Source organism: Enterococcus bulliens (assembly GCF_053761865.1).
Window position 1 is genome coordinate 1 of record NZ_JBSMXK010000016.1, and the last position, 20,123, is coordinate 20,123.

17 protein-coding genes are annotated in these 20,123 nt (G+C 38.7%); 2 read left to right on the forward strand and 15 right to left on the reverse strand.

The features are described from left to right. Positions 1-618: 618 nt before the first annotated feature. The 12 genes from lysS to pth form a co-directional block, all read right to left on the reverse strand. Entirely contained in the window at positions 619-2,112 is a 1,494-nt protein-coding gene (lysS, locus tag ACWOEC_RS08735; RefSeq protein ID WP_455307579.1) for a lysine--tRNA ligase, read from the reverse strand. Positions 2,113-2,229: 117 nt separating this feature from the next. Beyond that, the gene (gene dusB, locus ACWOEC_RS08740) at positions 2,230-3,219 is read right to left on the reverse strand and encodes a tRNA dihydrouridine synthase DusB (RefSeq protein ID WP_297076170.1); all 990 of its coding nucleotides are present in this window, start codon (positions 3,217-3,219) and stop codon (positions 2,230-2,232) included. Further along, complete coding sequence (gene hslO, locus ACWOEC_RS08745) at positions 3,219-4,106, reverse strand: Hsp33 family molecular chaperone HslO (protein WP_455307581.1); 888 nt, start codon at positions 4,104-4,106, stop codon at positions 3,219-3,221. Before hslO ends, dusB begins: the two co-directional genes overlap by 1 nt. Positions 4,107-4,228: 122 nt before the next feature. Next, positions 4,229-6,277: an ATP-dependent zinc metalloprotease FtsH gene (ftsH, locus tag ACWOEC_RS08750; protein ID WP_297076164.1), complete on the reverse strand. Its 2,049-nt coding sequence runs from the start codon at positions 6,275-6,277 to the stop codon at positions 4,229-4,231. A 74-nt stretch (positions 6,278-6,351) separates the two neighbouring features. Beyond that, positions 6,352-6,894, reverse strand: coding sequence for a hypoxanthine phosphoribosyltransferase (gene hpt, locus ACWOEC_RS08755; protein ID WP_297076161.1), 543 nt, complete (start codon positions 6,892-6,894; stop codon positions 6,352-6,354). A 19-nt stretch (positions 6,895-6,913) separates the two neighbouring features. Further along, a complete protein-coding gene (gene tilS, locus ACWOEC_RS08760; RefSeq protein ID WP_455307482.1) occupies positions 6,914-8,272 on the reverse strand; it encodes a tRNA lysidine(34) synthetase TilS in 1,359 nt (452 codons plus the stop codon). A gap of 57 nt (positions 8,273-8,329) precedes the next feature. Next, positions 8,330-8,782, reverse strand: a complete 453-nt coding sequence (locus tag ACWOEC_RS08765) for a S1 domain-containing RNA-binding protein (RefSeq protein ID WP_297076155.1) — start codon at positions 8,780-8,782, stop codon at positions 8,330-8,332. A gap of 69 nt (positions 8,783-8,851) precedes the next feature. After that, positions 8,852-9,253, reverse strand: coding sequence for an FtsB family cell division protein (locus ACWOEC_RS08770; RefSeq protein ID WP_455307485.1), 402 nt, complete (start codon positions 9,251-9,253; stop codon positions 8,852-8,854). 84 nt (positions 9,254-9,337) lie between these two features. Continuing rightward, positions 9,338-9,616: an RNA-binding S4 domain-containing protein gene (locus ACWOEC_RS08775; RefSeq protein ID WP_297076149.1), complete on the reverse strand. Its 279-nt coding sequence runs from the start codon at positions 9,614-9,616 to the stop codon at positions 9,338-9,340. Then, positions 9,613-11,193 carry a putative polysaccharide biosynthesis protein gene (locus ACWOEC_RS08780; protein ID WP_455307487.1) on the reverse strand — a complete coding sequence of 527 codons (1,581 nt, stop codon included), beginning with the start codon at positions 11,191-11,193 and terminating at the stop codon, positions 9,613-9,615. The genes ACWOEC_RS08775 and ACWOEC_RS08780 overlap by 4 nt, the downstream gene beginning before the upstream one ends. Before the next feature lie 12 nt (positions 11,194-11,205). Further along, positions 11,206-14,739 (reverse strand): transcription-repair coupling factor, encoded by a 3,534-nt coding sequence (gene mfd / locus ACWOEC_RS08785; protein WP_455307489.1) that lies wholly within the window; start codon positions 14,737-14,739, stop codon positions 11,206-11,208. 3 nt (positions 14,740-14,742) lie between these two features. Then, positions 14,743-15,315 carry an aminoacyl-tRNA hydrolase gene (pth, locus tag ACWOEC_RS08790; protein ID WP_455307491.1) on the reverse strand — a complete coding sequence of 191 codons (573 nt, stop codon included), beginning with the start codon at positions 15,313-15,315 and terminating at the stop codon, positions 14,743-14,745. A gap of 358 nt (positions 15,316-15,673) precedes the next feature. Between pth and ACWOEC_RS08795 the strand changes: the two genes are divergently transcribed. Next, complete coding sequence (locus ACWOEC_RS08795) at positions 15,674-16,657, forward strand: L-lactate dehydrogenase (protein ID WP_297076139.1); 984 nt, start codon at positions 15,674-15,676, stop codon at positions 16,655-16,657. Positions 16,658-16,684: 27 nt separating this feature from the next. Here ACWOEC_RS08795 and ACWOEC_RS08800 read toward each other — a convergent pair whose 3' ends face one another. The 3 genes from ACWOEC_RS08800 to ACWOEC_RS08810 form a co-directional block, all read right to left on the reverse strand. Continuing rightward, complete coding sequence (locus ACWOEC_RS08800) at positions 16,685-17,209, reverse strand: GNAT family N-acetyltransferase (RefSeq protein ID WP_455307494.1); 525 nt, start codon at positions 17,207-17,209, stop codon at positions 16,685-16,687. Between the two features lie 20 nt (positions 17,210-17,229). Then, positions 17,230-17,733 (reverse strand): VanZ family protein, encoded by a 504-nt coding sequence (locus ACWOEC_RS08805; protein ID WP_455307583.1) that lies wholly within the window; start codon positions 17,731-17,733, stop codon positions 17,230-17,232. A gap of 133 nt (positions 17,734-17,866) precedes the next feature. Then, a complete protein-coding gene (locus ACWOEC_RS08810) occupies positions 17,867-18,085 on the reverse strand; it encodes a hypothetical protein (protein ID WP_455307496.1) in 219 nt (72 codons plus the stop codon). 215 nt (positions 18,086-18,300) lie between these two features. Here ACWOEC_RS08810 and ACWOEC_RS08815 point away from each other — a divergent pair, with 215 nt between their 5' ends. Beyond that, a complete protein-coding gene (locus ACWOEC_RS08815; RefSeq protein ID WP_455307498.1) occupies positions 18,301-20,103 on the forward strand; it encodes a M3 family oligoendopeptidase in 1,803 nt (600 codons plus the stop codon). Positions 20,104-20,123: the final 20 nt, after the last annotated feature.

Here is a 20,123-nt window from a genome sequence, read left to right on the forward strand (position 1 = left end):
GTTAAGCTCTTAATTGACTTCGCTCGCATTACTGCTTGCTGTTTTGTTTTTGCTTCTATCTAAATAGAAACACCTTACACTATTGGTTCGTTTGCTTGCTTTGTTCAGTTTTCAAAGGTCTAATCTGTCGCTTGTAGCAACTTTTAAATCTTAACATATTGATTGATTTATTGTCAATACTTTTTTAAAAGTTTTTTTCAAACAAGTTAAGACTTGTTTTTCACGACTTAGTTATCATAACATTTCAAATGTTATTTGTCAACAACTTTTTTTATTTAATTGATTGTTAAATCAACGTTTATTAGAAGTTGTATTTTAACGACTCAGTTATAATATCATCTAGATTATCTAACGTCAATACTTTTTTGAAAGTTTTTTGAACAAAAAAATAACTAGAAAAATTAACGAGGCGTCTTTAGGACAAGTAATAATATACCAAGTAAGTACGTATAGGTCAAACATTTTTATACTTCTTTTACAAGTTTTTTTCAAAAGCGTTCAATAAATAAAAACAAATGATTTTTGTTCGTTTTTATATACAAATTCTTTCGATAAACCTATCTCTAAATTGAGTTTATTCGTATAAAAAAAGTCCTCAACTAGTTGAGGACTTTTAAATTAGCGCATTGTTGGGAATAAAAGCACATCGCGAATTGATTGCGCATCAGTTAATAACATTACTAAACGGTCAATTCCGATTCCTAAACCACCAGTTGGCGGCATACCGTACTCTAAAGCTTCTAAGAAGTCTTCATCTACTCCATGTGCTTCGTCGTTTCCAGCTGCACGTTCTTTTTCTTGAGCTTCGAACCGTTCACGTTGATCGATTGGGTCATTTAACTCTGTAAAGGCGTTCGCAAACTCACGCCCTACGATAAATAGCTCAAAGCGATCTGTAAAACGAGGATCTTCTGGATTTTTCTTCGCTAACGGTGAAACTTCTACTGGATGTCCGTAAACAAATGTAGGTTGTTGCAATGTTTCCTCTACAAATGTTTCAAAGAATTCATTTAGGATATGACCAACAGTCATACTGTCTGTAATCTCAACGTTATGTTCTTTAGCTTGAGCACGAGCTTCTTCTACAGACATTTCTTTCCAGAAATCTACGCCAGTTTGTTCTTTTACGCCATCAACCATATGCAAACGTCGGAATTCAGATTCTAAGTCAACTGCTTGACCATCATAAGTGATTTGAGTTGTTCCTAATGTTTTTTCAGCAGCGTTCCGAATAATTCCTTCTGTTAGATCCATGATATCTTTATAATCTGTATAAGCTGTATAACATTCCATCATTGTAAATTCTGGATTATGTGTCGTATCGATCCCTTCATTACGGAAAACGCGACTAATTTCGTATACTTTTTCCATACCACCAACGATTAGTCGTTTTAGATGTAATTCTAAAGCGATACGCAAATATAAATCCATGTCTAAAGCATTATGATGTGTAATAAACGGACGTGCTGCAGCACCACCCGCTTGATTGTGTAATACAGGTGTCTCCACTTCAATATAACCTAATCCATCCAAGTAGCGACGGATTTCGCTGATGATTTGACTACGTTTAGTAAAACGATCAAAACTTTCTTGATTACTGATTAAATCTAAATAGCGTTGACGATAACGTTGTTCTACATTAGTCAAACCGTGGTATTTATCCGGTAATGGCCGTAGCGCTTTTGATAAGATCGTGATTTCTTTGGCTTTGATAGTCACTTCACCAGTGTTGGTTTTCATGATTTCACCAGTAACACCAAAGAAGTCACCTAAATCAGCATGTTTAAAGACTTCATATTGTGCTTCACCAACTTGATCTTGACGAACGTAGATTTGAATACGGCCTTCACGATCTTGTAAATGCGCAAAACCAGCTTTTCCTTTTCCACGTTTTGTCACAATACGACCTGCAATACTAGCAGTTAAAGCCATTTCCGCTAATTCTTCTTTAGTTCTTGGATCAAAAACTTCATGCAATTCAGCCGATTGATGCGTACGTTCAAAACGTTGTCCAAAAGGATCAATTCCTTCTTCACGTAATTGTTCCATTTTTTGACGACGAACGACCATTTGATCATTTAGTTCTTCTTGCGTTTCCACTTGTGCTTCTATTTTTTCCTCTGCCACGAGTGTTCCTCCATTCTCACTTGTACTTCTTTCCTAATAATGACAAGTTTCTGAAAAAAAAGCAAGTCGAAGATTACGCTTCGACTTGTTCTTTCATATTCGTTAGGCGTTTGCTTCGACTTTTTCCAAAAATGAATCTAATAGATCCAAAGTGGTTTGGCGATCTTCTGATTTATTGATTGCTGCTTTGATTTTTGCAGCTCTCGGTACACCTTTTAAATAATAAGCTGCATGCTGACGAAATTCTAATGAAGCTAATTTCTCACCTTTAAGCGCAACTAATCGTTCAAAATGCAATTTTGCGATATCGATTTTTTCACGAGGTGAAGGTTCATCGATCAAAATGCCGGTTTCCAAATACTCTTTGGTACGACGGATCATCCACGGGTTCCCTAAAGCAGCACGTCCGATCATCACCGCATCACATCCTACTTCTTCAAGCATCCGCTTCGCATCTTCCGGCGTTCGCACATCGCCGTTCCCCATAAATGGAATCTCAATGGCTTGCTTCACTTCTTTTAAAATCTCCCAATTGGCTTGTCCTTCATACATTTGCACTCGTGTTCGGCCGTGCATCGCAATCGCTGAGGCACCCGCAGCTTGAGCAGCTTGAGCATTTTGTACCGCAAATAAATGTTCTTCATCCCAACCTGTACGCATTTTGACCGTAACTGGAATCGAAACAGCTGATGAAACGGCATGTACCATTTCATATACTTTATCAGGATCAAGTAACCATCTAGCACCAGCTTCAGCTTTGATGATCTTATTTACTGGACAGCCCATATTGATGTCGATGATATCTGCAGTAGTATTGGCTTCGACAAAACGTGCAGCTTCGACTAAGTTATCCTTGTCTCCTCCAAAGATCTGTAGACTAAGTGGATGCTCCGTTTCTTCGATATGCAACATACTTAGAGTTTTTTTATTTCGCAAGTTGATTCCTTTGTCGCTGATCATTTCACAAACAACCATCCCGGCACCAGCTTCTTTTACTGTCACGCGAAAAGCGGCATTACTGATCCCAGCCATCGGAGCAACCACGACACGGTTCGGAATCTCAACATCGCCGATTTTCCAAGAGTGATCCATTAGTTACCTCCAGTGATTTCAGCTTTGATTTCTTCTAGATCCGCTTCATCAAAATAGTATTTATTATTACAGAAAGAACAAACAGCTTCTGCTCCATGATCTTCATCGATCATATCCTGAATCTCTTTTGTTCCTAGGGTTAAGATCGCATTCCCAAATTTCTCTTTTGAGCAATCACATTTAAACATAACTGGCATCGTTTCTAAAATCATCAACGACTCACCATCAAAAATCGTATCCAAGATATCTTCTGGTGTCTTTCCTTGGTCTAAAAGACTTGAAACCAATGGCAAACTTGCTAATCGTTTTTCGATTTTCTCGATTACTTCTTCAGGAGCTCCTGGCATGATTTGTAGCATAAAGCCACCAGCTGAACGAATCGAATCATCCGTATCGACCAAGACACTTAGACCTACAGCGGAAGGGACTTGTTCAGACACTGCCAAATAATACGTGAAATCTTCTCCAAGCTCACCAGAAACGATTAGAGTTTGTCCTGAGAATGGTTCTTTCAAACCTAGATCTTTAATAACGGTAAAGACGCCATCTGTCCCAACTGCACCACGAACATCAATTTTTCCTTTTTCATTTAATGGTAGACTTACATTTGGATTTTGAATATATCCTTTAACATCTCCGCGGCCATTGCTGTCCACCATGATCAAACCAGCGGGTCCATTTCCTTGAACTTTTACCGTAATGGTATCGTCACCTTTGACTGTACTTCCTAATAGTAGTCCACCTACCATCGTACGGCCTAATGCAGCCGACGCTGTGTTCCATGTATCATGACGTCGCTGTGCTTCAGCGACAGTTTCCGTTGCACTTACCGCATAAGCACGGACAAATCCGCCGTATGCTAAGGCTTTTACTAAATAATCTTTGATCATGTTTTTCTCTCCTTTTGCTTATGACTGAATCATACTCAAATCTTTACTTTTTTTCAACTTTACCGTTTAAAACAAGAAAACGAAGGAGCTACAAGTAGCATCCTTCGTTTATCTACCTATTACAGACGATCATCCTCATCTAAAGGCGTAATGTCTTCATCTAGAGGTTTTTGTTCTGCTTGTTTTTGTGCATCTTTTTCTTCTAATGCACGTTTAGCTTCTTCATACGTTTGTGCTTTTTCACTAGGAAATTCACTTTGTTCATGATCTACAGGCATTTGACCTGTTTCAAACAATGATTTGATTGCTTTAGCATCTAGTGTTTCAAACTCTAAAAGTTTTTCAGCGATCAATTTGTGTTTTTCATGATACGTTTGAATGATTTCACGTGCTTTATTATGCGCATCAACTAAGATCTTACGCACTTCTGTATCAATCTCATAAGCCACTTGCTCAGAATACGCTTTGGTTTGACCATAGTCACGGCCAACAAAAACTTGATGGTTTCCTTCATATTGAACAGGTCCTAATTTATCACTCATTCCATACTCAGTTACCATGCTTCTAGCTAAAGCTGTTGCCTGTTCAAAGTCATTTGATGCACCAGTAGATTGTACGTTGAAGATTAATTCTTCTGCTGTACGTCCACCTAAAAGACCCACGATTTGTTCGAACATGTCTTCTTTTGTCATCAACATTTGATCTTCTTTAGGCAAGGCAATCATGTACCCACCAGCGCGTCCACGAGGGATGATCGTTACCTTATGCACCACACGAGCACGGCTTAAGACTAAACCAACAATCGTATGCCCTGCTTCATGATAGGCAACCATTTCGCGTTCACGCTTACTGATCACACGATCTTTTTTAGCTGGTCCTGCAATCACGCGATCTTCTGCTTCATCGATATCCGAAGCATCGATTTGTTTTTTATTCCGACGAGCAGCAACTAAAGCAGCTTCGTTTAACACATTTTCTAATTCAGCACCGGCAAAACCTGGTGTTTGTTGTGCAACAACTTTTAAATCTACATCGCTTGCTAAAGGTTTGTTTTTCGCATGAACACGTAAAATTGCTTCACGCCCTTTAACATCCGGACGACCAACTAAAATTTGACGGTCAAAACGACCCGGACGAAGTAACGCTGGATCCAACACGTCAGAACGGTTTGTTGCGGCAATCACGATTACACCTTCGTTACCACCAAATCCATCCATTTCAACCAGCAATTGATTTAAGGTTTGTTCACGTTCATCGTGTCCGCCACCCATACCAGCACCACGTTGGCGACCGACAGCATCGATTTCATCGATAAAGATGATCGCAGGTGCATTTTTCTTCGCTGTTTCAAATAAATCACGAACACGGCTTGCACCGACACCGACAAACATTTCAACAAAATCAGAACCTGAAATTGAATAAAATGGTACGCCAGCTTCACCGGCAACTGCTTTTGCAAGTAATGTTTTACCAGTTCCCGGAGGACCCTCTAATAACACACCAGCAGGGATACGTGCACCTAAAGCAGAGAAACGACGCGGATCTTTTAAGAATTCCACGACTTCTACAAGCTCTTGTTTTTCTTCTTCAGCACCAGCTACGTCTGTAAATCGGACACGGTTGGCTTTTTTGTCAGCTTCTTTGGCTTTTGATTTCCCAAAGTTCATGACACGGCCACCACCGCCGCCACCGCCACCTTGTTGACCCATCATCATATAGAAGAAGAAAATGATGATCACAAGTGGTAAGAAACTTACAAGTAGAGATAACCAGATCCCACTATTTGATTCTTGTTCAATTTGCGTTTTGACTGAATTGTCGCTTGCAAGTGTCGTAATTTCACTTAAAGTCGAATCATTTGGCAAAATAATTGTTGAAAATGATGTCGATTTAGAAGAAGTCGAACCAAACACGCTCAATCCACTATCATTGCTAATCGTTTGTTCACTCTTGTATTTACCAGTAATTCGATAAACACCATTTGAAGGCTGAACGGTAAATGATTCAACGTCACCGTCTTTTAACTGTTTTGTAAATGTGGAATACTCGATTTCAGGTGATTTACTGCCACCGTTGCCAAAGAAATAATAGACAACCATAACCATCGCCAATAAGACGAGTACGTAATATAAGGTCGTTTTGACCGTACCGTTTCCTTTTTTGTTCATGCGGCCCCTCCTTGCCTGTTTTGTCTTATATTGACCAATTTTATTGTATCATAGTTGTTGTAAAATAATCACTATTAAGATTGATAAACACTTGGTTTTAATACGCCTACATACGGTAAGTTACGGTATTGTTCGGTGTAATCCAAACCATAACCGACAACAAACTCGTTTGGAACGTCAAAACCAATGTAATCTGCTTCAATATCGACTACGCGGCCTTCAGGTTTATCTAACAAAGTAACAATTTTGACAGATTTCGCTTTGCGGTATTTAAACAAATCAACTAAATAAGCTAAAGTGCGACCACTGTCGATAATATCTTCTACGATCAACATGTCCCGACCTTCAACATTTGTATCTAGATCTTTGACGATCTTCACTTCTCCAGAAGAGACTAATGCATTACCATAACTTGACACGTCCATAAAATCAAGCTCTAAATAGCAATCCATTTCACGTACGATATCCGCCATGAAAGGAACTGCTCCTTTTAATACTCCCACGACTAATGGGTTTTTATCTTTGTATTCTTCTGTTAAAACTTTTCCAAGCTCTTCACAGCGTGTACGAATCTGCTCTTTTGTCACTAAAACTTTTTCAATATCTTTTTCTAGCATATAAGTCTCCTTTCAACCGTTACTTCTCGTATTTATATAGAAGTACGTAGTGTATTTTATCAGTTTCTTTACTAATACTCAAATAGGAACAGACAAAAGGTAAGAATGCTAAAAGATTCTTATCTTTATTTTCTAAAATCCAACCTCGATCACGTGCTTCTTTTGGGATTTTAGCATCGATCAAGTAGCGTGCGACTTTTTTGGAAAGCTTTGGTGTGAGTGCGATCTTATCACCGGGTTGTCTTTTTCGCAACCAAAATTCTGTTTGAGCAAATAATCTTAATTGATAATCAGCTTGCCAGTCAGGAAGATGATCTGGTTCGAAGATGCCGATCAGCTCATTTTCTGATAATGAATAACTTTTATTTATGATCAATCGCAACGGTCCATGTTCGACTATAGGTAGCACTTGTTCATTTGCAATAAGCCACAACTTATCATACCGGCGTTTAATGATTCCTTGATCTTTTAACGTAAGTTGCCACTGACTCTTGTTTTGACGAATCAGTTCCTGTACTGCCGCCAACTGTTTTTGATTGATCGTAAGCAACGAGTGGCTATCTAAACGCAAGCATTCCCAAAAATAATACGCTTGTGCTTTAGAAAGCTGACCTACGCCTTCGAGTGCGATGCACCAACTCGTTGGTGTTTTTATGATCCATTTTCTAGACCATTCGTGGTAATTTTCTTGGATCAATTGTTCAGCCAGTGCGACTTGCTGACTCACACGATCAATATGTGCTAATGCTTGTGGATTTTCGTCGATCATCTGAGGAATCAAATATTTACGTACACGATTACGAGTGTACTTATCATCTTGATTACTTAAATCCTCATAATACTCGATCTGATAGTCAGCTGCATATTGACGCAAGGTTTTTTTTTCTAGTGTGAGCAATGGCCGAATGAGTCGTTTACCTATTCCAAAGGACTGGGTTGCAACTAGGCTCTTTAGTGCAAACATCGTACCTTCTCGTATCAATTTCATCACCAATGTTTCTGCTTGATCGTTTAGATGATGCGCTGTTAGCACCCCATCATAGTTTTCAGTTGTTAAAAGGGATTCAAAAAAATCATAACGAAATGCTCTGGCATTTGCTTCGACATTCGTTTCAGTCGGTGTCCAAGTGGCATGAAAAAATGGAATGTCGTACCGTTGACACACATGTCTCACAAATTGTTTTTCAACCTTAGATTGCTCGCGGAGTTGATGATCGACGTAAGCGACACCACATTTATGATAGGTATCCGATAACTGCATCATTAAATCTAGTAGTACCATCGAATCCACCCCTCCTGATACGGCAATTAGTAATGAATCTGTAGATTGCCATAATCGTTGTGCTTTAAGATGGGCTAGGAGCTGTTCTCTACTCATATTTCCTCCTAATTCAAAAAAGGTTGAGCCATACAGGCTCAACCTTTTTAATTGTACTTAGTTACGACGACCGCCACGGCCACCGCGTTTTCCTTCAGTATTTCGTTTTAATGAAGATAGACGATCATCGCTATCCTTTAAAAACGAGGACATTAATGAATCGAAGTCTTGTTTTGTATTTGCTGGTGCTTGTGAAGGTTGATTACGTGTGAATGGTTTTTTAGGACCACGGTTGAAGTCTTTTTTCGGATATTCACGTTTTTCCTCACGTGGTTTATCTTCTGCCTTACGAATCGACAATCCGATTTTTCCATCGGTACCGATATTTGTTACTAAAACAGTAACTTCATCGCCGACTTTTAACACTTCATTGATATCCTTCACGAATCCATTTGACACTTCACTGATGTGGACCAAGCCAGTTTTTCCCGCTCCAAGATCAATAAAGGCACCAAAATTTGTAATTCCTGATACTTTTCCTGGTACTTTTGCTCCAACTTCGATTGACATAAAAAATATGTTCCTCCTAATTTTATTACGCTTTTATGATGGACTATCTTATGGATAGACACGACAAAGTTATTTGGTTGTTTCTTCTTCTGATTGCGTGACCCCATCAGGCAATCTAAAATTAATTTCGTCTTCTTTAGAATAAAAATAGCGGCTACGTGCTAATTTCGCAACGTAATCATCATCTTCTAAAAGAGCAACGTCTTTTTTCAATGAGGTAATTTGCTGATCTGTATCTTTCTTTTCCACAACTTTTGTCGCTTGATATGTTTCTAGCTGATGCAAGCGTGAAAAATCACGGAACAAACTAATCCCAAAAAGAATCGCGACGATCGCGGCGACCGCAAATATCACAAATAGACGGCGGCGACGATAGATTACTTGGCGTTGTTGTTTCGCATAATTCGCATATTGTTCCTTAGCAAAATCAGTTGGCAAATAGGCAACGTTGCTTTTTTTTGTTTTTTTCAAAAATCGCTCGCTCCAGTCTTGTAGGATTGTGATACTTATTATACCAACATCCACAAGACTTGTCTAACAATATTGAAGAGAATTTTAAGACTCATTTGCACTATTTTCAGAAACTCTTTCTTCTGATAATAGTGTGTACATTTGGGCTGCATCTTCTTTTTTCGTTGATTCTTGTAACACCTCAACACGTACTTCAACGATCCGATTCCCAAATTGAATGCGTAAGATATCACCGACTTTTACACTACTGCCGGATTTCGCTAACTTACCATTGATTTTGATTCTTCCTTTATCTGCGACTTCTTTTGCAACAGAACGTCGTTTAATTAAACGGGAAACTTTTAAAAATTTATCGATTCTCATTTTCTCACTCCTAAGCGTAAAATTTTCGCTCCTTTAGGTAGATACAACCACTCACGTACGGTAAATACCTGACACTTGATCGTCAAGATCAAAAAGACGCTTGCTCCTAAAACGACACCAAACAAGCTGATCCATAGCGTCGTCGAACGATGCCACTCTTCTATTATATAATACCAAGTAAGATCATAGATTAGCAAACTTACTGCCATACCTGATAAGGCGATGCCTAAACGCACAAAAAAGTAACGTTCATTAAAAAATAAGTATAACTTACGATCGTCATAACGTAAGAAAACCAAAAAGACCACTAATAATCCACTTAAAGTAGCAAAACTTGTTCCGATCGTTCCAAACAGATAAGTCAAAATACCAGTCAAGATAAGTTTTGCTGCACAACCAAAAAGTGCTGCACGCAAAGATAGACGTAAGCGGTTTTGACTTTGCGCGATACTTTGGTAAGACTGAACGGTCGCCATCAATACGATCGAAAAAACAAATAGCACTAAAGTATTGGTTCCTTTAAAATCTTTAAATAAAGTATAGTTGATAAACGGCATCAAACCAGCTAGACCCAAAGATGCTGCAAAAGCCACGCTGACCGTTAATCTTAAGTACATTTTCGCTGAAAAGCGAAAGTGCGCTTCACGATTTGCGGTTAGATAATCAGTCAAGGCCGGTAAAAAACTTGCACTCAATGCTGTTGCAACAACCAATCCTAGTTGAACGAGTGGTTGACCTCGATCAAAAATCCCTTTTGTTACTTGAGCTTCGTGTAACGGCATGCCTGAAGCAACAAGACCATTGACTACAAAAAACGAATCGATCAATTGAAACATGATCAATAAACTACCGTAGATCGTCAACATACCCGCTTCTTTATAAAAACGATACCGAACTACTTTGTTAGGATAGGGTCCGACTAATTGTGTAAGACGCACATGTCCTCCGTGGATTTTATAAGCATAATATCGCAAAACAAAAAAGGCAGCGATGCCTCCAACTAATGAACCACTAAGCGCATACGTTCCCACTTGATAGACGGTTTTATCAAAAGCTTTAAAACTATACGCTGCCAGTAAGATCACTACCACACGAACGATTTGCTCCACAACTTGTGATACAGCTGTCGGTACCATGTGCATCGAACCTTGAAACTCTCCACGACGAATCGCTAAAGAAGGAATCAATAAAAAGGTGAATGACACGACTCGTATCAATGGCGCAAGCTCTCGATTGCCCATCGCAAAGGCGACGATACTACTAAACACAAAAAGAAAAAACCACATTCCTAACGCTAACGTAGCGATCATTGGAAAATACGCTTTTAAAGTTTCACGTTTTTCCAATGGATTTTGACCGACCGTCACACGAGACAAAAATTGTGGAAAACTAGTCAAAGCTAACGTGATTGCGATCCCGTATAGTGGATAGACTTGTTGATACACATAAAATCCTTGGTCGCCCACTAAATTTTGAAACGGCACACGATAAATAGCACTCAAAAGTTTCGCGATAAAAGAAGCCATCGTCAAAACTAAGGCACCACGCATCAGATGATGCAGTTGCGATTTTGCCATATCCATGCCTCCTTAGTCTACTTGTGATACCAACTGTTGTTGATAACGGATTTCGCGTAATGCGCAAACAAAATTTTCAACTTCTTGTAGCCACACCATAGGCTTCATTTCTTTTGGAATCACTAAACGAATCACCATTTTTTCTTTTTCGACACCTAGTGTTGCTTTTAATTTGGTCTTCGCTAGCCCTTCAAATAATTGTTCGACTGAATACAATTTTGTACCGATCTTGCTTAAAGTAAAGAGCATTTGTTGTTCTTTTTTACGAATACTCTCAAATAAAGCACGATCGGCATTCATTTTGATTTCACCAATCATCAGTAAATGTGCAACTTCATCTGGATACTCACCAAAACGATCCAATAGATCATCTTGCAACTCATCTAAAGCTTCCATACTTTCTAATTCACGAATTCGTTTATAGACTTCGATTTTTTGACGTTCATCTTCGATATACGTTCCAGGTAAATAAGCATCTAGCCCTAAATCGATTTCGGTACTTGTTTTTTGTAGCTGTGTATTTTTCCCTTGTTTACGTTCAACTGCTTCGGCTAACATCTGTGCATATAGATCAAATCCGACTGAATCGATGAATCCATGTTGCTGTGCTCCTAGTAGATTACCCGCACCACGGATTGACAAATCGCGCATTGCAATCTTAAATCCTGAACCTAGTTCAGTGAAATCTTTGATTGCTTGGAGACGTTTTTCACTGACTTCTGTTAAGATTTTTTGCGGTGCATACATAAAGTATGCATACGCCACACGATTACTACGCCCCACACGACCACGAAGCTGGTACAAGGTCGATAGCCCCATAAAATCTGCATTTTCTACAAACAATGTATTGGCATTTGGGATATCCACACCCGTTTCAATAATCGTCGTCGTGACCAAAACGTCAAATTCTCCTTCAATAAAATCAAAGAGCGTATTCTCAAGTTGGATCTCTGTCATCTGACCGTGTGCATAGCCAATGCGTGCATCTGGTACTAGTGCTTGTAATTCTTCCACTTTTTGTTCGATCGTATCTACACGATTATATAGATAGAAAACTTGTCCACCACGAGCCATTTCACGTAAAATCGCTTCACGAATCGCACCAGGATTACTCTCCATAACATAGGTCTGAATCGGATAGCGATTTTCAGGAGGGGTTTCAATCACTGACAAATCACGCACACCAAGCATCGACATGTGTAATGTACGTGGGATCGGGGTTGCCGTCAACGTCAAAACGTCGACTTGCGAACGCAATTGTTTTAAACGTTCTTTGTGTTTCACACCAAAACGTTGTTCTTCATCGATAACTAGTAATCCTAGATCAGCAAAAACGACATCTTTTGATAGCAAACGATGCGTTCCAACAATGATATCGATTTGCCCTTTACGCAGTTCTTCAAGTGTTTTTGTTTGTTGCGCTTTTGTTTGGAAACGGCTCAACACACCTACGTTGACTGGGAAACCTTGAAAACGATCGACCATTGTCTCATAATGCTGTTGCGCCAAGATCGTCGTTGGCACTAAAATTGCCACTTGTTTGCTTTCACGAATCGCTTTAAAAGCTGCTCTTAAAGCCACTTCTGTTTTCCCAAATCCAACATCACCTACTAGCAAACGATCCATTGGTTTTTCTTTTTCCATATCTTTTTTGATTTCTGTCGTACTACGTAACTGATCTTGCGTTTCAGAATAAGGAAAAGCATCTTCGAATTCTTTTTGATAGCCATCGTCTGGACCAAAAGCAAAGCCTTTTTCTGCTTCTCTTTTGGCATACAGTTGGATCAAATCATCAGCGATATCTTCGATTCGTTGTGAAACTTTACGCTTCGTCTTAGTCCATTCACTTCCACCTAGTTTATTGATACGCGGAGATTTCGATTCTGAAGCAACATATTTTTGGATAAGATTCAACTGCGTAACAGGAATAAACAATTTATCATCGTTTTGATATACGATCGTTAAATAATCTTGATGCACACCATCGACTTCAAGTGTTTCCATGCCGATATATTTTCCGATACCATGATTTTCATGTACAACGTAATCTCCTGTTTTTAATTCATTATAACTTTTAAGACGTTCCGCATTAGAAATCGTTTGACGACGTGCACGTTTTTTCGCAACTTTTTGAAAAATCTCACGTTCTGTAACTACGATCAATTGCTCGTTTGGTAGCTCAAAACCATTTTGCAAACTGGCTTCGATAATCTGTGCACGATTCAACGTTAAGCGATCAGCCTTAGTTGTGACCGCATAGATCTCATGATCACGGAATTCTTGTTCTAATTTTTTTTGTTGCTCTAAAGTACTGACTAAAAAGACGATCGTATAAGAAAGCTTAATCCAGCGATCCACTTCTGCTTTCAACAGCCCCATTTGTCCGAAAAATTGTTGCATCGGTCGATATTGCATCGTATAAATTGCTTGAAAACGCAAATTCCCCATTCCTTTTTGAAACAAAGAAAAAAAGGTCGTTGGCGCTTCAATATGGTGCAATACTTGTGGATCATCAATCAGTACTTCTTGTGTTGAAAACAAGCGTAATTCCTCGATCTTTTGCGTATGCCATTCAGCTGCTTCGTGCATCATCTCACGCGATGTTTCCATGATGCGTGCATAGTCATCGACCATCAATAAGTACGGATCAGTAAAATAATCAATAACTGTAGTCGCTTCTGGATATAAAAAATCGGTATAATACGCTGCGTGTTCACCGGCAATACCATTAGACCAATCTTTAAGCAGTTGCTCAAAATAATCGCTCAATAATGCGCGATCGGTTTCTTCTTGTGTGATAGCCAAACGTTGTTTTAGTGCTTGTTCGACTAATTCTTGTCCATGGTACAAATGCTCCGTTGAAAAAATCAGTTCCGTAACTGGAAGGATTGTAAAATGCTCGATCGACTGAATCGAACGTTGGGTAGCGACATCAAACGTCCGCATCGAATCGATCTCTACATCAAATAGTTCGATTCGAATTGGATCTGCTTGATCAAGCGGATAAATGTCTACGATACTACCTCGAATACTAAAATCTCCTGGCTTTTCAATCATTTGTTGTCGAGTGTACCCCATGTGTACGAGGCGCTGCGGTAAGACTTGTATGTCGATCTCATCTTGTAAAGCAAACGTCAACTTTGCTTGTTGCCAAGTTTTACGATCAGGCAGCCGTTTTTTTAATGCGGCAATCGGTAAAATATAGATCCCTTTTTTATTCGTTGCAATCGCATCTAATGTCGCGACCCGTTCTGCTTTTGCTTCAGGGGAGGCAAAAGCCATCTCTGCTGAAATCACTTCATCGACTGGGAACACATAAACTTCTGATTCCCATTGGCGTAATTCTTCAGCCGCTTGATTCGCATAATAGAGATTGGCTGTCACTAAAACAACAGAGCGATCTAACTGTTTAAAGGCGCTCAAAATCGCCAGATGCTTAGCAGAACCAGCAAGTCCTGTAATCAGCTGACGTGATGTTTGTTCTTTGAGTTTTGTTTGCCACTGGGTAATCGTTTCGGAACGATTAAGCAAATCAAGAATATCCATCTATTACTCTCCTTTTTTGTTGAACTGATTCATGGTCAATGAAAAATCATTTCCTTCAATGTAATGCATCACCGCATCAACAGAAGCATCGATTCCTTGATAGATCATCGGTTGATCCTCTTTATCAAAGCCACTTAGTACGTGATCAATAACCGTTTGTCTTCCTTTAGGTCGACCGATCCCGACTTTGATACGATCAAAGGTCTGTGTTCCTAGATGTGAAATCAAACTTTTGATTCCGTTATGACCACCTGCACTCCCTTTTTGACGCAAGCGTATCTTCCCTACGACTAGATCTAAATCATCATAAATGACGACTAGTTCTTCAGGATAAATACCAAAATACGTCATTAACGGTCCTACTGAGCGACCCGATTCATTCATATACGTTTTCGGTTTCACAAGCAAGACTTTCTCGCCATTATAAAAAAATTCTGCAACTTCAGCTTCGAAAGTATTTTTCTTAAATGTTGCTTGATTTTTCTTCGCTAATTCATCAAGAACCATAAATCCTACATTATGTTTCGTTTCATGATATTTTTTACCTGGATTTCCTAGGCCAACAATCATTTTCATCTTGTCTATCCAACTCTTTCTTTATCCTATTTTCAAACGCAAAATGCTGGCCAACAAGTGTTGACCAGTGCGTTTCGTCTATTCAATACGTAAATTATACCATAAGCACTTCCATTCTGCGAAATATCTGTATCTTTAGTCAATAATCCGATCACTAAAACTTTTTATATTGTGACATATTGAACAACTGTACTTTTAAACAACATTTGTTACGTTTTCAATTCTCTAAAGAAAGCGTTTTAAACGAAAAACAGTTAAAAAAATTGTTATATTGTTTGCTGAATCACATGACAAAAGTTTGATAAAGTGTTAACATAGTCTTTGTAAGAGATGTGAAATTAGAAAGGATGATATATAAATGGTTAAAAGTACAGGAAAAAGACATCAAAAAGTAATTTTAGTCGGTGATGGCGCAGTTGGATCAAGTTATGCGTTTGCGTTACTTACTCAAAATATTGCACAAGAAGTCGGAATTATCGATATCGATAAAGCTAAAACAGAAGGCGATGCTCTTGATTTATCTCATGCTTTAGCCTTTACTTCACCTAAAAAAATCTATGCAGCAGACTATGCCGATGCTCATGACGCTGATTTAGTCGTCATTACTGCTGGGGCTGCCCAAAAACCTGGTGAAACTCGTTTAGACTTAGTTCATAAAAATTTAAAAATCAACCGTTCAGTTGTAACTCAAATCGTAGCATCTGGCTTTGAAGGTATCTTTTTAGTCGCTGCAAACCCAGTAGATATTTTAACGTACTCTACTTGGAAATTCTCTGGTTTCCCTAAAGAACGCGTTATTGGATCTGGTACATCTTTAGATTCTGCTCGTTTCCGTCATGCTCTAGCAGACTTGATCGATGTAGATGCACGTAACGTCCATGCTTATATTTTAGGTGAACATGGAGATTCAGAATTTCCTGTATGGTCTCATGCCAACGTTGCAGGTTTACAAATCTATGAATGGATCAAAAATAATCCAGATGTCGATGAAGAAGCAATGGTCAATTTATTCTTTAGTGTACGTGATGCAGCGTATACGATCATTGAGAAAAAAGGTGCGACCTTCTATGGGATCGCTGTATCTTTAGCACGGATTACTCGCGCTATCTTAGACAATGAAAATGCGGTATTGCCATTATCTGTGTACTTAGATGGCGAATACGGGATCGACGATGTCTACATCGGTACACCTGCCGTGATCAATGCCTCAGGGATCAAACAAATTATTGAAATCCCATTAACAGATAGCGAACAAGAAAAAATGGAAGCTTCTGCAAAACAATTAAAAGACATTTTGCAAAGTGCTTTTGCAAAACTTGAAGAAGAAGACGCAAAACAATAATCTAAAAAACAGATAGGACAATATGTCCTATCTGTTTTGTTTTTCAATACAAAAGATGTAATGTGGTGTACTGATTCCATCACGCTCTTTGATAATTCGTTTCATAATCTTCATGTGGTTGGAGATTGCGATATTCATTGCCTTGATATTGATATCACGAATGATCATAATCACTGAGTTTGCTCGTAATACATCAAATGCATACTGCTGGATTGCTTGCGTCGCCTCTAGCATGTAATCTTTTCCCCATGCACTTTTCTTTAGATGATAACTCAATTCAAAATACGGTCGATCGACGACCCATTGATCCGTCAACCCACATTCTCCGATTATTTCTCCGGTTTCTTTTAGTTCAACTGCCCATATTCCATATCCTTTGGTTTCATAAGAAGCGATATTCCAACGTAACCACTCATTAATTTCTTCTTGAGTAAAAGGTTCTTCGTAAGCATGCATCACTTCAGGATCTACTAAAAACTCCGTTAGTGCTGCTGCTTCTCCTTTTGTCCATTGTCTAATACGCAATCGATCTGTTTCTAAAATCATTCGCATCTCTCGCCTCTCTTTTCGTTTTAGATGACACGTCTTCTTTTAACAAAAAAAACGAGCATACAAAGTAAAATGACTGTCATTGCACCAGATGAATCGAGCATGACATCTTGAAATAGTGGTGTTCTCCCACCGGTTAGCATTTGATGGAATTCATCCAATCCAGCATACCCCGTAGCTGCTAACCAAGCGATCACGCCAGTTAATAAAACACTGCGTATTCGTGGAACAAGACCTAAATATAAACTACCACCCATTAAAAAATAAGTTCCAAAATGCGCACCTTTACGGATAAAAAATTCGACAAACGAAAAGTATCCCTTAGCTGCGATACTTACCTCACTGCCTGCGTAATTAAACGCCACGTGCGATAAGGAGTTTGAAAAAGGTTCATTATGCAACAAAGTGGATAATAATCCAATTTGAGATTGTTGCTCATACGTTTGTGAAGAACTATAGAATAACACTCCCATTAAAATAAAGCCTATCCACAAATATAGTCGTCCATCTTTACGGTATTGTTTGATCACAGTCATCCCTCCAACGTGTTTATATTATCACGTTCTTTAAAACTTGAGAAGAAATAAAAAAAGAAGCCATGACAAAAGCCTGTCATAACTTCTTAAAAAACGGATGAACGGTATTTCAGAAGGAACATTTTTAATATAAATACGGTTGAAATGGCATTTCTGAGGAATAATACATTGGTAATGATTCGAGTATTCGCAATTCATCAAAATAGGCTGGATCAAAATCAAGTAATTTACCCGCATGATGCAGCACACCTTTGATTTCAAACAAGGCTTTTTTATGTGCTTTAAATGCTGCCAAATCTTTTTCTTCAGCGCTTTGAGTCGTATCTTGTTTTAGTTCATGCAAATCAGCTTCTAGCTTTTCTACAATTACACGAATTTGTTCGACATACTGTTTTTTTCATTTTGTTTTTCTGCCATCACTAGTCTCTCCTTTAAAAAAGAAATCGCTTACCTTTTTTAGTATAGCATAACTATAAAAAAATACCGAGTAAATAGATAAGGCTTTCATGATAGAATATTTTGGATGTGCTATACTATTAAAAAAGGAGGAATGTACGTATGCACTATGCAATTAATTGGGATCTAGATTCAATTTTTAAAGGTGGGAGTGAGTCTGAGGCACTGACAAAACGTTTAGCACAGCTCTCTGAACAAATTACAGCCTATCAACAAACAATCGAGGCTTGGACTATAGACGAAACGACTCCAGATACAATTGCTATAATTTTACAAAAAGAAGAAGTCTGTAGTAACGGTTTCTCACAATGTGGAAGTTTCATTGGTGCATTGCTATCAAGCGATGTGAACGACCAAAAAGCGAAATTACTGATGGGTGAACTTTCAGCTAAGTCACCAGTTTTTCAGTCTGCTCATACATTATTCGCAAAAAAACTGACGCAAATCACTGATGATGTTTGGTCGACGATCACAACGAGTGATGCATTGACAGATGTCGCGTTTCGTTTGAATGAAATGCGCCGTGACGGATTAGAATTATTAAGTGAAGCTGAAGAAAATATCATCCACACACTAGCGCTAGATGGGTTAAATGCTTGGAGTGAACATTATGATACAATCGTTGCAACGATTGCGATCCCTTTTACTGATAAAGAAGGCCGCGAACAAACGTTATCGGCTGGACAAGCATTTAATAAAATGACTGGCGATCCCGATGCCGAAGTACGGGCAACTTTATTTGCTGCTTGGGAAAAAGCATGGAATGAAAAAGCTCCTCTATTAGCAGACACACTAAATCATTTAGATGGTTTTAGAATCTCAACTCAACGACTACATGGTATCGAAGATTTCTTGAAAGAACCATTAGAATACAATCGTTTATCTCGTAAAACTCTTGATACGATGTGGAGTACGATCGTTAAAAATAAACAACCGATTATGGATTTTCTTACACGCAAAGCTCAATTATTTGGAAAAGAAAAAATGGATTGGCAAGATCAAGATGCGCCAATTATTTTAGGTGATATGACCGAGCGAACATACAGTTTTGATGAAGCTGCTACGTTTATTATTGACCATTTTAAAGAATTTAGTCCTAAAATGGCTGACTTTGCACAAATGGCTTTTGAAAAATCTTGGATCGAGGCTGAGGATCGTCCAGGTAAACGTCCTGGCGGTTACTGTACTGAATTACCTGAAACAAAAGGATCACGTATCTTTATGACCTATAGCAATTCTGTCAATGAAGTCGCGACTTTGGCACATGAATTGGGTCATGCCTTTCATAGCAGCGTGATGTGGGACTTGCCTAGTGTCAATCAAGAATACGCAATGAACGTTGCCGAAACAGCGAGTACTTTTGCTGAATTAATCGTAGCAGATGCAACGCTTAAAGAAGCGCAAACAAAAGAAGAAAAAATCAACTTATTGGATACAAAGATGCAAAATGCGATTGCGATGTTTATGAATATCCATGCGCGTTTTATCTTTGAAACAAACTTCTACACTGCACGTCAAAAAGGCTTGGTATCACAAGAACAAATCACTAATTTAATGCTAGAAGCGCAAAAAGAAAGCTATCTAGATCAACTTGGTAGCTATCATCCTCATTTTTGGGCAGCGAAATTGCATTTCTTTATCGATGATGTTCCATTTTACAACTTCCCTTACACCTTTGGCTATTTATTCAGTATGGGAATCTATGCATATGCTTCAGACAAAGGAACTAGTTTTGAAGATGACTACATTGCGCTTTTACGCGATACTGCTTCAATGACGACTGAAGAATTGGCGCAAAAACATTTACAAGTCGATCTAACAAAACCAGATTTTTGGCAAGCGGGTATCAATCGTGTTCTAGCAGATGTTAGTGAATTTATGGAATTAACACAAGACTATATTTAATCATCTTAAAAACACGGGAT

What these genes read in the sequence shown, in the direction of transcription:
- ACWOEC_RS08780 (WP_455307487.1), bottom strand. Translation starts at nt 11,193, where the DNA reads ATGGCAAAATCGCAACTGCATCATCTGATGCGTGGTGCCTTAGTTTTG.
- pth (WP_455307491.1), bottom strand. Translation starts at nt 15,315, where the DNA reads ATGAAAATGATTGTTGGCCTAGGAAATCCAGGTAAAAAATATCATGAA.
- ACWOEC_RS08815 (WP_455307498.1), top strand. Translation starts at nt 18,301, where the DNA reads ATGCACTATGCAATTAATTGGGATCTAGATTCAATTTTTAAAGGTGGG.
- ACWOEC_RS08775 (WP_297076149.1), bottom strand. Translation starts at nt 9,616, where the DNA reads ATGAGAATCGATAAATTTTTAAAAGTTTCCCGTTTAATTAAACGACGT.
- dusB (WP_297076170.1), bottom strand. Translation starts at nt 3,219, where the DNA reads ATGGATCACTCTTGGAAAATCGGCGATGTTGAGATTCCGAACCGTGTC.
- ACWOEC_RS08795 (WP_297076139.1), top strand. Translation starts at nt 15,674, where the DNA reads ATGGTTAAAAGTACAGGAAAAAGACATCAAAAAGTAATTTTAGTCGGT.
- ACWOEC_RS08800 (WP_455307494.1), bottom strand. Translation starts at nt 17,209, where the DNA reads ATGCGAATGATTTTAGAAACAGATCGATTGCGTATTAGACAATGGACA.
- ftsH (WP_297076164.1), bottom strand. Translation starts at nt 6,277, where the DNA reads ATGAACAAAAAAGGAAACGGTACGGTCAAAACGACCTTATATTACGTA.
- hpt (WP_297076161.1), bottom strand. Translation starts at nt 6,894, where the DNA reads ATGCTAGAAAAAGATATTGAAAAAGTTTTAGTGACAAAAGAGCAGATT.
- mfd (WP_455307489.1), bottom strand. Translation starts at nt 14,739, where the DNA reads ATGGATATTCTTGATTTGCTTAATCGTTCCGAAACGATTACCCAGTGG.
- ACWOEC_RS08765 (WP_297076155.1), bottom strand. Translation starts at nt 8,782, where the DNA reads ATGTCAATCGAAGTTGGAGCAAAAGTACCAGGAAAAGTATCAGGAATT.
- tilS (WP_455307482.1), bottom strand. Translation starts at nt 8,272, where the DNA reads ATGAGTAGAGAACAGCTCCTAGCCCATCTTAAAGCACAACGATTATGG.